Source organism: Stieleria varia (assembly GCF_038443385.1).
Lineage (GTDB): Bacteria > Planctomycetota > Planctomycetia > Pirellulales > Pirellulaceae > Stieleria > Stieleria varia.
The window spans coordinates 5,268,216-5,284,124 of the sequence record NZ_CP151726.1 but is presented as its reverse complement, the minus strand read 5'-3'; the positions used below and the strand labels follow the sequence as shown (position 1 = coordinate 5,284,124).

At 57.2% G+C, this 15,909-nt stretch carries 4 protein-coding genes; all 4 read right to left on the bottom strand.

What is annotated here, in order from left to right:
* Nucleotides 1-192: 192 nt before the first annotated feature.
* The 4 genes from Pla52nx_RS17775 to Pla52nx_RS17760 all read right to left on the bottom strand — a co-directional run bounded on the left by Pla52nx_RS17775 (nt 193) and on the right by Pla52nx_RS17760 (nt 15,909).
* Nucleotides 193-12,618: a dockerin type I domain-containing protein gene (locus Pla52nx_RS17775; protein ID WP_342190182.1), complete on the bottom strand. Its 12,426-nt coding sequence runs from the start codon at nt 12,616-12,618 to the stop codon at nt 193-195.
* A 383-nt stretch (nt 12,619-13,001) separates the two neighbouring features.
* Entirely contained in the window at nt 13,002-14,453 is a 1,452-nt protein-coding gene (locus Pla52nx_RS17770) for a sensor histidine kinase (protein ID WP_146522015.1), read from the bottom strand.
* Complete coding sequence (locus Pla52nx_RS17765) at nt 14,450-15,190, bottom strand: metallophosphoesterase family protein (protein ID WP_146522016.1); 741 nt, start codon at nt 15,188-15,190, stop codon at nt 14,450-14,452. The genes Pla52nx_RS17770 and Pla52nx_RS17765 overlap by 4 nt, the downstream gene beginning before the upstream one ends.
* Before the next feature lie 41 nt (nt 15,191-15,231).
* On the bottom strand, nt 15,232-15,909 hold the full coding sequence (locus tag Pla52nx_RS17760) for a YqgE/AlgH family protein (protein ID WP_146522017.1): 678 nt from the start codon (nt 15,907-15,909) through the stop codon (nt 15,232-15,234).

Sequence of the window (15,909 nt, the reverse complement as noted above, 5' to 3'; positions counted from 1 at the left end):
CTCGCATTCGCCTAAACGGCTAACCGTGACCTCTCCCAAGTTCCTCCGGGGAGGTGGCAGTGGACAGAAAACGGCTCAACGGACAATGCCGAAACATTGAGTCAATGCCGAATGACTGAACCGTCCAGGGTATGTCAGCCTGGAAAGGCTGACGTACGTTCATGCAGGTCAGCCTGGAAAGGCTGACGTACGCTAGCTCTTGATTCGCTGGAGCTCTTGGTCGTAAGCGAGCAGGTCCAGCAAGTCGTCATTCTCATCGTCCGAACTGTCCAGTGCACTGTCCGCTGCGAGTGACCAACTGACGGGAACACTGACCGGGCGAACCATCTCGCCTTCCGCGTTCCCCGCACCGGCTTGGTCTTTCAAACCATTGATCACGTACAGGGCATCCAATGCCGTGATGTTACCGTCGGCCGACGCATCCAGACGCAATCCGTTGAACGCATTGACGGTGCGTGACGGTCGAGTCACCGGATTCTCGCGAAGATCCCGCAAGGCATTGATGACGACCAGAGCGTCCAAAGCGGACACTCGTCCGTCCAGATTGGTGTCCAACGCATTGATGTCGTTGGTGAGCGAACCGACGAAGGTCGCACCGCTGCCGTCTGGAGAGACAGGCGGATCGAAGTTACCAAACAGTGGCAATGCAAAGTCGTCACCAAACTGCGAGATAAAGTCGTTACCCAACGGTGCAGGACTGAAAGGTTCAAACACATTGCTGGGCAAGTTGGCCGGTGTGTCGGAGATCAGGAAGTGAAATTCGCCGGCTTGCTTGGGCAATTGGCCTTCGCGTCCCGGTACCCACAGACCGATGTCGTCGATTCCATCGAGGTTGAAGTCTCCTGCGACCGGCTTTTCGCCAAATCCGCTGAAACCAAACGTGACTTGATTGTCGATCGTGCCGTCGCGATCCAAGTCGAATTGGAAGACGCCGGTGTCGTTGTTGAACGTCGCCAAGTCATCGTTGCCATCACCGTTGAAGTCACCCACGACTGGAATGCCGCGAAGCTCGGTCGGGAATCGTTCACCCGCGTCGATGTTGTTGTTGCCGTTGACGTCCAAGTACCAGCTTTGGCCATCGAACGCACCGATTTCGTCGCGTGGACGTTGTCCTGCCAACACAGCCGCGTCATCGGCTGCACTGTTGAAGAAGTTACCTGCAACAGGAATCGCATTGACTTGGAACGCCATCGAGCCGACGGTATCTCCGATGCCATCGTCATCGGTGTCCAGGAAGAACTCGTACGTTCCGTTGAACGCTCCGTACGCTCCGACCTTATCGAATCCGCTGGACGTTGCCACGGAGGAGAAGTTACCGGCGAAGTACGCGTCGGTGATTTCGCCAAAGTTGTAGGCAAAGTCTCGGTTGGTGAAGTCGTTGTCCTTGCCTTCTGGGTCCCAGACGAAGTTGCCGTTGATGTCGGCATAGACGACGCCTTGTGACCACGTCGCAACTTCAGGACGGCTATCGACCGTGAATCGAGCGATGAAGTCACCGCCCGGAATCGAGTCGCCAGTTTCAAAGAATGGGCTGCCGATCGGCTCAGCCGCATTGTTTTCTCCATCCAATTGGTTGCCGGCGGGATCAATGATGCTGTCCAACAGCGTCAGTGTGTATCGATCGTCGGGCAGCGGATCGGCAAAGCTCAACACGATCTCACCCGTTGCGATTCCTGCGGCCAAGGGGCTTGGATTGAACACAAGGTTCTGAATCGGGATGATCCCGTTGTGGTCACCAACCAGTACGAGCGGAGCCAACGGGGGAACATTGGAAAGAGCGTTGTAGAAGAACGGTGCGATCCGAGCGGGCAAGTCTTGGACGGAGATCGTCAAGCTGTCCACTCGCGGCGTCGGTTGTGGCGATTCCGGTTTCAACGTGAAGATGTTGAACGCGGGGAAGTCGCTGATGAACACGCCCGTCACCTGAGGTCCTTGGGTGTCCATGAAAATCTCCAAGGTGTCTCCCACCGGGTTGGAGATGTTTCCAGCGAGGTCCTCTGCCGTCACAAAGATGCGTCGCAAGCCGTCGAATCCGAGGCCACCAAGCAGCGTCGGATCATTCATGTTCACGGTGGACGTGATTTCCCACTCGCCGGTGGGCGCTTGGTTCGTACCGTCCAGGGGCGTCGTGACCGTTTGACCGATCAGCACATCGATTGCGGGATCGAGCAAGCCGTTGTTGTCCGCGTCCACGTATGCACGGATGATCGAGTTGGCTTCGGCGCGACCAAAGAACGTGGGTGTCAAGTCATTGGTGATCCCATCGGTCAACGTTGCTGCAACAGCGGGATCGCCGCTATCACTGTCGGGGTGCAGCCCGGTGCCCAATGTTCCAAACACAACATTCGGCGGAGTGACGTCGACCACGATTTCCAACGGCAAGCTTCGATCGCCGTAGCCGGTCTCTTGAGCAACCGCCGGGTCGATCATTTGAACACGAGCCGACAGGAAATGGCTTCCTTCGCTGAGCGCCAGTGCGTTAGGCACGGTGAAGGTGTAGATGCCTTCTTGACCTGGTACCGCGGTCGCAAATCCAAGCGGTGTTTGCGGAGCTGTTCCCGTTTGCGGAGGCGTGTTGCCTTCGTCAAAGATCGCGATTGCAAAACCAGGTTGATTCGGCTGAGCCAAGCCCGCTCGGAATGGAATCGGGATCACTTCGTCCGGCGGAGTTCCGTTGACGGGGTTTCCTGGCAGGTCATGCAGGAAGATCCCGTCGTCCAAACGGAAGAACAACGTCGGCGTGTTGTCGTAGGTGTGATTGTCAAATTGCGACCGTCCGGTGTCGCTGTTGACCGAACCGCCTGGCGGATTCGTGGTTCCATCGGCAGGGTTGTCCAGCAACTCCAATGCATAGGGAACCGGCGGAGCGTGATTGACGACGCTGAAGTTGTAGACATTGATGGCGTTGCCGCCATTGCCGAATACCTCCAAGTAATACGTTTCACCCGCCACCGCTGGGATGCGAACTCGCTCGTCGTCCGTCGCATCGTTGGCACCGAAGCCGGCGATGACATTGCCCGCGGCATCCCGAACGTTGATGTCAAGGTTTCCATTGTTTGGCAAGCCTGGGCGTCCGCTGGCGAGCGCACCGATTTGGCGGAAGTAAACCTGCAGATCCAGCGTTCCCGTGGATTCGGCGACCAGACGATAGTAGTCGCGGTCTCCTCCCAAGTTTTGACCGTCACCGAACGGGTTGGCCAATGGGCCTGGATCAATCGTCGGATCGACATTGATCGTGCTGCCGCTGCCGAGATAGGTTGCGGTGAAGCGATCGTTGTTGAGCTCGAACGGATCATGTTTAAACACGGTCAGTTGTGGTCCACCGCTATTGTCGATGGCGACACCGTTCTCGTCGACGAAGTCTACGAATTCGATTCCGGAGAACACGTTCAACAGCGGCTCAGCGTTTCCTGGTCCGACTTGAACCGTGCCGCTGTCGTTGGATTGCCCCTTGCGATACAGCACCAAGTCGTCGGTGCCGTCATCGACGACCACCAAGCGATCGCTGGTCACGTCCGAACCACCGTCCACGGTCATCCGCAGGCTATCGACCGCTGCGTTAACACCGTGCGCGTCCAGCCAGTTGACACGGATCAAGTCCGCTCCAGCGCCCGCAACAATGTGAGCTTGCTCGACCGTGCTGGCCACCAGCGTGTCGACTTGAGCGTCCCCGTTGACGGTGTGATTCAACGTCGTCGGAGCGGCTTGGAAGACATCGATGATGTCTGCGCCGGACGTTCCAGCGATCAGAATCGTGTCAAAGTCGGCACCACCGTCGAAGGTATCGTTGCCTGGGCCGCCCACCATGGTGTCTTCGCCGGCATCTCCATTGATCGTGTCGTTACCTGATCCACCAACCAAGTGGTCATCGCCTGCGCCACCGTTGATGGTCAGCGAGGGTGCAGCATCGGTTTGTCCGGCAGCGTTGATCACGTCATCGCCCTGGCCGCCGTTGAGGATCAAGTCGACGTTGACCGCTGCGTTGACGGTGATCGTGTCGTCGCCACCGTTTGCATTGATCGTGATTTCATCACTTGACGCGCCGCCAACTGTCAACGTGGTGTTGATGACTGGTCCGAGCCCCAATATCTGCTCATTCGGTCCGATGCTGATGGTTTCCGCCGAATCGTTGCCGTTGAGGACGAAGCTGTTGTTGGTGTCGCCGCCCGCATCGAGATTCAGGACTTGCAGGTCCGTTCCGACCAAGGAGTTGACGGTCACGACCTCCGCATTGTCCGACGAACTATCGGTATTCAAATCCAACTGCTCGACTTGAGCAATGTCCAACGTGAACGCGACCAAGTTGGTGCGAGCCAGACTGACTCGGGAACCGTTTGGACCAACCGTATACATTTCACTCGAAGCGGCCGCCCCAGCACCGTTGACTTGGACACGATCGTTGCCGGTCCCGCCTTCCATCAAGTCGCTGCCGTCACCGTTGTTCCAAATGATCAGGTCGGAGTCGGCGCCGCCGAACAAGTTGTCCGCTCCGGTACCCCCCGTGATCGTGTCATTGCCGGCTTCGCCATCAATGGTATCGGCTCCACCCATGCCGCTGATCACATCGTTGCCGTTACCACCAAAGATCAACTCGGCGTTGCTGCCACCTGTGATCGTGTCATCGCCATCGTCACCGAATACCGTCAAGAATGCGGCCGTCGCTCCAACCACCGTGACCGTATCGTCACCGTCGCCGGCGTGAACCTCCAAGTCCTCCACCGTGGCAAAATTGATCGTACGGAAACCGGTGTGCGTCACATCGGTCGGATTGACCGTGATCGCATCGGCAACGGCAGTGCCGTTGTAGATCAACTGATCACCGGTGCCGCCCAGTCCGTCAACAGAGATCGTTCCTGTCGTGTTGTTGGCGTTCACTACCGGGAAGACACCGTTGCGTTGCAACATCACGTCATTGGCACCTACCGGAGTCACGACAAAGACATCGTTCGCACCATCGTGACCTTCCACCGTCAACGCAAAGGCGGCTTGGGTCATGTTGATCGTTTCGATACCGCTGTACGTCGTCTCGACGGCACCGCCAACCGGCTCATCAATGTGCTCGTTGGCAAGGTCCAACGTTGCCGCACCGGCTTGGGTGTAGTTCAACACGTCGCTACCGTCACCGTTGTCTCCACCAATCAGGTTGAGATTAAACGGTGTGCCACCTAGCACGTTGAATGTGTCGTCGCCGCCCAGAGCATTGATCACCACACTGGTGAACCCGGACACGTCGGTGACATTGTTGAATCCGAGCTCGTTGGTGACAGTGACAATCCCGGCCGCCGAGACGGTGATCGTGTCGTCTTCGTCCGTCCCCTGAATCACGACCGTGCCACCCGTGATGGCCACGGTTTCGATGCTTGCATAATTGAGTGCGAGCAGTGGATTGCCGCTCGCGTCAACCGGCTCGATCAGTCCGGCCCCTGGGACTCCGCCGGGAGTGTGTACCGCATTGACTGTGGGAACGTTCAGCGTATCGCCAGCTGGCGTCGTCGGAGCTGCACCGTCCAATGATAATCCTTCGACTGTCGACAGCGTTACCAACCCCAGGCCCGTGACCGCAATCGTTCCGCCGTCCACCGCAGTGGGTGTGTAGGTAATGGCATCGACAACCGCGGTACCGGTGACCGATACCTCGTCGTCCCCGTCGCCACCGGCGATCGTTGCGGCGACACCCGCGACCGGGACCACCGAGAAAGTGTCATCGCCAAATCGACCTTGTACCGAAACGGTACCGAAGTTCGCGTTGGCTCCACCTGAGTTTGCCGTGATGACGGTTCCGTCATTGATCCACACCCGAGCTTCGTTGGCAGTTGCCGTTGGGGCGAAGGCGATTGCGTCCTCGTCGTGGGTTCCACGGACGGTCAAAGTGCTAGCCGCGGTCGCGGAAGTCACGTTGAGCAATTCCGTGTTGATGTAGTTGACGTTACCGACACCCGCACCAAGTTGATCAACCAAGCCGGAGGTCGAATCGACGCCCTGAGTGATACGAGCACCTGCGTTGGCGTTCACAATCAAAATGTCCGAAGCGACCGGATCGCCACCGTCGTAGTTGATCGTCACATTCTGCAGCCCGTTGGCATTGGCCGTGTCGGGCGTGAAGTTCAAAGTGTCGGCGCCGCCCAGCGGATTGACATTCAATGAAGTGAATCCGGTGAAGCTGCGAACCGCGTACAGGATCGCCGCTCCGTCTTGAACGAGCACTTGCTGCGTCCCCACGCCCCCGGCGGCGGTGAAGTCGGCGATGATCGTTTCATTACCGCTTGTTCCCGGATTGTCCGGATTGGTACCGAGCAAGGTCAACGTATCGGTGTCGTTCAGGAAACCGTCGTTGTCATTGATGATGATGTCGGTATTGGCGACGAAGTCGATATCGACAATCGGTGTTCCGAAACCAAGATTCGTGACAACGATTTCGCCGTTGTCTTGACCTGATGGGCGAACCACGATCGCTTCGCTGACTTGGCCACCGAAGGCTGACGTGTTGTAGATGATCAAGTCAGCTTGAGCGCCGTCCGTGCCGGCCGGATTACCTTCGTCGAAGGACACATCCAGACCCCATCCCAGCGGCGTGTCATCGGCAAACGGTGTGATGTCCAGCGTATCGATGTCGTTGGCAATACTCGGAGTGCCGGGTGTCAGCAGGTCGGGACGGTCATCACCAAAGACATTCAAATCCGTCACGTTGCGGAAACCGATCGGCGCGCTGCCGTTGATCTGCAAAGTGAACTCGTTGGCACCGTCTGGGTCCGGTTCAAAAATCGGATCGATCACGGAACCTGGGTAGACGGCTGCCAAACTGCCCAACGTCGAATCGACGTCACGCCCCACCACGACGAAGTTGTCGTTCTGGTCGACCGTGGGATCGTTATTGTCACCGATCAGATTGACTTGCTGAGCACCTGGACCTGACGTCAAAATCGTGTTCTCGATCGAGCTGAAACTCAGCGGCAGTGTCGGCGTTCCACTGATCGTTGACGTCACGCTGACGATTGGTGGAGTCGATTTGTCGCTGAAAACATTGATTTCGTTGAAAGTAAAGACTTGTAACCGGTCGCCCATCGGCGCGAGCGCTGGATCAGGATCGCCTCCGTTGATTCGAATCGGCAATACCGTCGACAAGAACGCCAAGATGTCGTCGCCGATTCCATCCGCTGCAGGAGCCGCTTCGAAGCCGCCATTGACGACCAATCCAGGAATCAACGGGTCCGTTTGCGCGAATGTTCCCGCCGCGGGGACAACCGGCAGCAACACGCTCGGTGTCGACGGTGGAACCGCACCCGGCACGGTGCGGTCGTTAGTGATCGTCACCACGCTGGTGTTGTTGGCGATGTTGATCAAGTCATAGGCACTGGGGAAAAGGCCTGGATTGTTGGTCGAGCCGGGAATGATCACGCCGGCACCAAACCCGAAGGGATCGATCGTCGTGGCCGCATCGACCAAGTCGGCTTCACTGACCGCGTAGACGTAAAGTTGGTCGCCCGCGGCTCCCGCGCCGCCACCGGCGACGCGAATTCCCGAGCTGACGACACCTGCGATTTGCAAGTCAGGACCGTTGCCTCCGCCGGCGACACCGGGGAACTGATCAAACTGAGACCCTTCGCTGGGGCCGTCCCAAGGATCGCCGTCGAGGAAGACCAGAGCGCTGTTTGGCGTCAATGGCGCGACGGTCAAATCGTCATCTCCCGACGTACCCTCGACGGAAACGTTGTCCGCAGCACCACTGCCGTTGTAGACCACCGTTTCCATGGTTCGGACGTTGACCGGGATGTCTTCCACGCCAGCCCCCAGACCGCCGCCGACTCCTGGATTGACATCCAGATCACCCGCCGTGTCGAGATAATCAAACACCAGGTCACGAGCGGTGCCGCTGTTGTCGTTGATGGTCAGCGTGTCGCGATTGGACGAGTCGGCCGCAGGGGCGTCTCCGTTGATCTGCAAGCTGGTCAGATCGACAAACGAGGTCGCACCAAGATTGGCGGTGACGTTCAAGACAAAGTTGTCGTTGCCCGTGTTCCCGCTAAAGACATTGTTGGCGCTCAATCCGTCGCCGTTGATCGTCACGGTCGCATTGTCGTTTCCGGTGAACGCATCGACTGTGGTGGTGTCGACAGCCGTCGTCGCGTTCACGTTAATCGTATCGGTGCCAGTGGATGCACGGACATTCAAGAACTCTAGCCGGTTCCCACCAACGGCCAAGTGCCCGCCGGAGGTGTCGTCGTGCCGATAGTCGATGTTGGCGGGAGCAAAGCCTGCCAACCGTGTCGTGTTTCCGGTGTTGGCAAAAGCATCGAATGCGATCGAGTCCGAACCGATGTTGTCGATGCTCGCCACACCCGCCAATGCTGCGTCGCCGCTGGCGTCGACGTTCAATGTGTCCATGTCATTGGCCGACGTCGTGTCGTCAGGTGAGATGATCACTTGGCCGGCAATTGCCGCCAACGAACCGTCAAACACATTTCCGTTGAAATCCGCAGTGGAGTTGCCAATCGTGAACGTGTCGTTTCCGCTGCGACCACTCACCAAATAGGTTGTCGCCACATTGGTCGAAAGGATATCAATCGTGTCGTCGGCATCCGTCGTATTGAGGTGGAGTGCTTCGGCATTTGCGTAGTCAATCGTCCCCGGCGTCGCTCCGGTGAGTTGGGTGCTGGTCAAGGTCACCGCCATCGGCCCCGCATCGGCTTGTGCGTTGAGACCGATGACGTCGTTCATGCCGTCACCACCATCGATGTTGATCCGCCCACTCAGAGCCACTAGCGAATTGTTGCCCCCAGGAGGAATCACACCTGCAAAATTATTGAACAGGTCATCGCCACCTTGTCCGAATACGGAGGTGTCAAACGCTGGACCGACTGCCGCGTTGTCCGCCGTCGCATCTAGGCGGAACAGATCGGCTGCATTGTCTTCCGCGATCACTCCCACCACACCAGCGGCTCCGTGGCCGTAGACCTCCAGGGTGGTCAATCCGGCTGCCGGTGTCGTGTAATTGAGCGTCGCGATATCAGCACCGTCGTTGAGGTGCAGCCGAGTGGTCGTTTTGTTAGCGAATCGGAACGTTTCAAACGTGGCGTTGTTATCGATGACGCGGATCGAGTCGGCACCGACGAGCAGTCCGCCGTTTTCGATCGTGATATCGTCGGCGTTGCCAGCAGCAAAGACGACATCAAAGGTGCCAACCGGCACATCCGTGTCCACCGGTTCGAGCCCGGTGAAAACAATGACAGATTCGTCGCCGTCAAAGGCTCCTGCGGCCCCTGGGCCGGCACTGTCGTTCGGGTCCAGCACCCAAGTTCCAGCGTCCTCCGTCGCGCCAACGATGTAGGTTTCTCGTGCGATCGTGACACCGGGGTTTCCGGTTACTTGCAGCGAATCAAAACCGGCACCACCGTTGAAGGTGATCGGATTGATCCCCACCAAACCATTGCCGTGATTGACGGTCAACGTGTCATCATCCGTGCTGCCATTGACCGTGATCGTGCCGACACTGTTGATCAGTTGTCGCGAGAACAGAACGGCTGGACTTGCATCGGTCGTATCACCGTCGAACAGGATATCGATGAACTGTCCACTGGCATCGATTTCAATCGTGATGTTGTTCGCAAGTCCGTCGGCGCCACCGGGCAATGCTGCGACGTTGACCACGTCGTCGAACGTGTTGCCCGCGTCTGTTTGCAGGGTTTCGATTTCCTGGAAAGTGACGTCGGCAAACCCGGCTTGGGAAAGTGTTCCGATTCCCGCACCATTGATAGTCTTGGTTGCGTTTCCGATGTAGATCAATTGGTCGCCGGGAACGGATGGACCGACGGGATCGTTGCCGTCGACCGCGATCGGAGTGGACACACTGGGCGTGATCGTGAAGGTGTCATTATCGTTGCCACCGTTGACCGCGGCGGAGATCGCCGTGATCGTACCGGCCAGGATCAATGAGCTGCCCGTGCCCACGTCCATGTCTGCAGGCGGAATCGGGTCCACATTGACCGTCAGGGTGCCAGCAGGTGCGTTGACCGTCGTACCGGCTTGAATGTCCGCGTCGTCGCCGACGTTGAACAAAACGTTGCCGGTATTCGATGTGATGACCGCCGCGTTGTTGATCGTCAGGTTGTCGACATTGAGTGCGGGCGTATCGGGGACGTTGATCGTCAAGTCACCGACCACTGTCGTGTTCTGTCCTAAAGCAAAGGGACCATTCGTGTTTACCGTCATAGATGCAAACGGCACAATGCCACCAATGACACCGCCAAAGGATGCGGGACCGCCGCCGGAGTTGATAACCAGCGTGTCATCACTTCCGGCGTTGTCGTCGATGGTGCTTGCAAACGTGATCGCGCCACCCATCGATGTGATCGTCACTGACAATCCGGATTCAAAAGTCTTGACCGGATCGTTGTAGGTCTGTGGACCAGTTGTCACAACGCTAATACCGATTGAATTTCCGATTCCGGTTTCCCCTGCCGCATCAGTGGTGATACTCGCCAGAGGAGTGATCAAACCGACATCGCCGAAGAAGGCGGTGTTCAAGGCGACGTCACTATCGTTCAGCGTAAGATTGAACCCACCATCCAACGTTGCGAAGAAACCTACTCCAACACCTGTTGTAAGCAGGTCACCTAATAGCAACACAGGGTCGCGATACGATTGACTTGCCGTCGTCGTGATGGTTGGCGTGTTGATGTTGGTCACACCCCCGCCGCTGTCGATCACCAAGCTGCCTGCCGTCAACGGCTCGTTGATGTTGGTTGTGCCCGCACCGGTGTTGACAGACAAATTTCCTGTGCCCAGGTTGGTCGGTGCGGTCTGGAAATTGACCGTGTCATCGCCGTCAACGTCATTGATTGTCAGGCCGCTCGTCGCAAAATTCAATCCGTCCACGTTCACCGTGTCGGTTCCGCCGCCGGTATTGATGGTCAGGCTGTTCGTCGGATTCGTGAACGTTGTGGTTTCGCCAAGAGTAGAGTCGACGGTCGTCATGCCGCCGCCGGCATCAACCGCCGTGATCGTCTCGCTCGCTGCGCTGTAATTCATCGTCACATTGGTCGCCGTGATCGATGCGGTGACCGGTTCCAGACCGGTGTAAGTGATTAGCGATCCATCTAGGTTGACGTTGCCGTCGTTGTTGTTCAGGTAGGTGTAGGTCGCGTCGTTCACTACGACCAGACCCGAGCTATCGACGATCATCAACTGGTCACCGGGCATGGAGGAGACGTTGCCCTGACCATTGAAAGTGATCGGAAACGTGGGCAAGCCTCCGGCAATGTCGACCGTCAACGAGTCGTCACCAGCTTGGCCGTCGATCGTGAGCGAAGTCACCGACGCGGTTGAAAGGCGAAAGATTTCGGTCCCGTTGGATGTGACGACCGTGTCCCCACCAATGAGTTGCAAAACAATGGCGTCATCACCCGCACCGGTTTGGATCGGGGCTACCGTCACTGCACCATTGACGGTGCCCACCGACTCGATGTCCGAATAGGAAATCGTGGTTCCGCCATCAAAGGTGAATTCACCGGAACCTGCCCCGGGGACGCTCAAATTGGCACCGGTCGTTCCCACCACATCGACGGTCAACGTGTCGCCTGGTGACGCGGTCGGATCGCCGCCGTCGATGGTCAGGCCACTGACCATCGACGCGGTCACCGTGATCTGGTCGGCTCCGCCATTGGTTTGGATCGTTGTCGGAACCAACGCGGTCGTGCCGGTAACGTTCACGACGTCGACGTCGTCGCCAGTTTGCAAATGGAGCTCAAGAAGATCAGCGCCGACGTAGTTGATCGCGGCCGCCGTCAGCGAAGAAGTGATCTGCCCATCAGCCACCGTGTAAGTCGCTGCGGCATCACCGCTCGCGTCGATGTTCACGATAGAGGAAGCGGGTGTATTGGCAATGTTAATGTTGCTGAGAAGTACGCTCGCGACTGCGTTGATATTAACGGTGTCAGTTCCACCAGCGGAATTCAGATTCACCTCCTGAGGACCGCCGAAGGTACTGTCGACATTGACCGTATCGTTGCCGGTACCCGTAATGAGAAAGAAACCTCCTTCGTGTGCCATGCCTAGATCAACTGTCAGAGCGGGGCCGGTAAACTCTGTGCTGGCAGACGAATAGCTATAGACACCCGATGCTGTTCGTGTGCTGTCATCAACGATTATCGTGTCATCGCCAGGGCCGCCGGCATCTGTGTCGATGAATGCGTTGATGTCGCCTGATCCAGTGACCCCATCGTTCCCTCGTACGATGCGGATCGTGTCGTCCCCGGCACCCATGTTGGCAATGTTGATGGTGGAAGTTGCCAACGCGGCTAAAGTCTGTTCGCCCGCTACGGTGCTGTCCCAGTCCAAGTCAGATGCATAACCGACATCGCCTGCAGTGAAGCGGTTGTGCTGTAAGAGCGGTCCGCCTGCGGTCGTTGTATCAACTGTGATCAACATTTCGTCGGCGGCGCCATCGCTGTTCACCGTTGCAGTACTGGCAGCTAACGAGATGTCCACCGCCAACAAACGGCGATCCTCCAACGACTCGACCTGTGGTCGTCGCGACATGAGCTTGCTCAGTCGACGCCGTTTTGTCTCACGCTCTTGTTTGAGGTGCTTGCGATCAATGGAGCGGTTGCGACGAAAGATCATTGCCTGTTCCTAATTCTCATTGTTGCGATTCAAGTGTGCGTCATCAGCCGGCAAGGGCGACATCTTGGTCAAGCCCCGATCCGATATGGTAAACCATGCGGGTCGCGCAAGATAGCTAGCATCGTAACCCAAGCAGGCCTGGCAAGATACAAGAACGATGTAAGTTCATTTTCCCGGTCGGAGCGCCGGCCGAGTTGCCGGCCGAGACTCCAGCCCAGTTGCCAGCCAGTTGCCGGCCGAGTTGCCAGGCAGTTCACTGCAACCTCGCTCCTCCCCCGCGACGATGAAGTCCGCTAAAGAGAGAGGTGTACGGACGTTCTATGGTCAGGCCGAGCGGTGAACCGGCATCCGTGCCCCAAAGCCATGCTGGGACAACGATTACGTCAGTCGCTTAGTACCGCTGGCAACAGGACTTCAAAGGTCGACCCCTTGCCCGGACTGCTTTTCACATTGACCTGTCCGTTGAGAGCGCGAGCCAGATTCTTGACGATAGAAAGCCCGACTCCTGAGCCACCGTCCTTGGGTTGGCGAGCCTTGGTCACTCGGTAAAAACGTTCAAAGATTCGGTCCAGTTCCTTTGCCTGGATGCCTTCCCCGTCATCACTGACGACCAATGCGACATGATTATCACGACGCTCGACACGGATTTGAACGTGACCTCCGCTGGGCGTATGCCGAATGGCGTTGCTGATCAAGTTGTTCGAAATCGTGAGTGTTGCCTCCGCATCGCTGAGCACTTTGAGATGCTCATGATCGCCAGAGGTCTCATCGCGGAGGAAGCTCAATGCGACGCCTTTGGCTTCGGCGATCGGATGAAACGAAGTCATCGACTTCTCAACGACTTGCTCAAGTGAGATCGGCACAATGTCCAAATTTTCGCGGCTGGATTGTGCTCTGGCCAGTTGCATCATGTCGGCGACCAGCTTTTCCAGTCGTAAACATTGACCGCCGATCTGACGAACAAAGTGCGAAGCGGCTTGGGGGTCATCTTCGATCGCCAGTTCCGCCGTCTCCGCGTATCCTTTGATGGCCGCCAACGGGGTCTTCAATTCGTGTGAAACATTGGCGATGAATTCTCGTCGGATCGCTTCGACACGCTGGGCATCCGTTTCGTCCCTGATCAGCAAAATCAAATTGCTGTCGGACGAGTCGGAGATGCGATTGATCCGAACGCTGATCGGACGCACGGTGGCACCATCGATGATTTCGATTTGGTTGATACTGTCGGTCAGCTCACGGGTTTGCGACTTTCTGCCAACCGTTGCGTTCTTGAGAGACTGTTGGACGGCATGGGTGATCTCCGGCACACGAACGATTTCCGCAAGTCGGCGTCCGAGCAAAACGTGATCCGGCGAAAGCGCCAACAAACGCCGAGCAGAACTGTTGATCAACAAGATTTGCGTGTCGGCTGAGAGCATGATGACGCCATCGGTCAGGTGTGACAGCACGGTGACAGTCTGTTGCGACTGCGCATGCAATGCTCTCCAGCGGGAACTCCATTTCGCTGACTCGGCGTGCTGGTCGTCGTAAAACAAACCGGCTTGTTCCCATCGATTGATCTGCACTAGACACAGAATCGTTCCCACCAAGAACGCCGATGCGACCGTGGCGATCAAAATCGAAGTCGGCTTTGCATCGAATGCGATCGCGATCGCGACACTAATCACAATGCATGAGATACCGATGATCGTCCAACGCAATTGTGGCTGATGAAACAGCGGTGACGGCTTGAAACCATGCGCCGACGAATCGTCTGAGGAATCATCCGGCAGATCGTCCACGTCGTCGCCTCCCGCCTGTGGCCTCGTTCCGACCAACCCGCGTCCTTGCATCATGCGTCTCTCTGCTCCACTGGTGACGAGCGAATCAGCTTGCGGACACGTTTCCACGCCCACCGCACGCCAGCGATAAAATCCTCCGCGGGAACTCGCCTGCGAAACCCTTTGCGATCAACTTGATACATCTCGTTGGTCGCAACGTTCATGGCGGTGAGATACCCATGACCGAAACAATAGGTATCGACGCAAACCAGATAGCCCATGTCCAAAACGACGCCGCCGGGTTGAGGTGTGTGTCCGACGAACACCCGCTTGCCACTGGAATGTGGCGGAGGCAGCGGGTGGGTCAGATGACTCCAAAACATCATTTCTTCGGACTGTTGGTCCATGGGCAAGTGATACTCGTAGCAAGCATGTACAAAGATGTTATCGCTCGTCTCATAGAAATGCTGCAGATTGCAAAAGAAGTTTTCGTGAGACTCCGGCATCTTTGACAGTGAACCGCCGTAGCTGGCAACCGTCGCGTGCCCACCACTGGCAAGCCAAACTTTGGGGTCCAGCCCACGCATGGCGACGCCACGCAGCATGATCTCATGGTTTCCCAGCAAGGCAACGACACGGCATTGCTCCTGCAACTCAATGACTTGGTCGATGACACCGCGACTATCGGGTCCGCGATCGACGTAATCGCCTAGGAAAACGATCTCGTCCTCTGGGGTCGGTGCGATCGTTTCGATCAGCGTCCGCAACGCTTTGGAGCATCCATGAATGTCGCCAATTACAAAACGCCTCATCGACAAATGTCTTTCCCGCCATTCCGTGTTGGAAACATCGTTCAGTTCACGATCGGGTCGACAAAGCGAATGCCGGGAGAGATGGACGCCAGGATCTCATGACCACATCGCTTCACCGCGGTTTCCCAGATCTCGTCGACGTTGCCAAAGATCAAATCCGCGGTTGCGTCGCCGATCAGCCAACCGCCCATTTCCAATTCGTCCTCCAACTGCCCAGGTCCCCATCCGCTGTACTGATGGACGTAGCGGACCCGCGCATCGGGTCGGCGGAGCAAAATTCGCAAATGGTCGTCGTCTCCGGTGATCCAAGCCGGCGGATTGCCCAACTCGATCGACATCGATCCCCAAGGTTCGGCGGGATGATCAAACACGGTGTGCTTGGCGCCCTGTGAATGCGATTCCATCGGACCGTAGAACTCGGCATCGTTCTTGGGTTCTGCCTGCCCACACGGTTCCCCTACGCCGGCCAAGTCGTGCAAAGCCAGCAGAGGTCCATCGACAGGTCCGCCTTGAAAAATGAAATCGTCCTCTCGCACCGAGCCGGTCGAAAGGTTCATCTCGACCAATTCGCGAAAGCGACGAAGTGTCGGTCGATTGATCAGCAGCCCAAAGGCACCTTCGACATCATGCCGGATGATCAAGACCACTGAACGCATGAAGTTGGGATCGCTCAAGTAAGGCGAGGCGATGAGTAGACGACCGCTCAAATTCGTTTTCAT

Bases quoted from the DNA above. Each gene is read 5' to 3' on its own strand.
- Pla52nx_RS17775 (WP_342190182.1), bottom strand. From the start codon at position 12,618: ATGATCTTTCGTCGCAACCGCTCCATTGATCGCAAGCACCTCAAACAA.
- Pla52nx_RS17770 (WP_146522015.1), bottom strand. From the start codon at position 14,453: ATGATGCAAGGACGCGGGTTGGTCGGAACGAGGCCACAGGCGGGAGGC.
- Pla52nx_RS17765 (WP_146522016.1), bottom strand. From the start codon at position 15,190: ATGAGGCGTTTTGTAATTGGCGACATTCATGGATGCTCCAAAGCGTTG.
- Pla52nx_RS17760 (WP_146522017.1), bottom strand. From the start codon at position 15,909: ATGAAAACGAATTTGAGCGGTCGTCTACTCATCGCCTCGCCTTACTTG.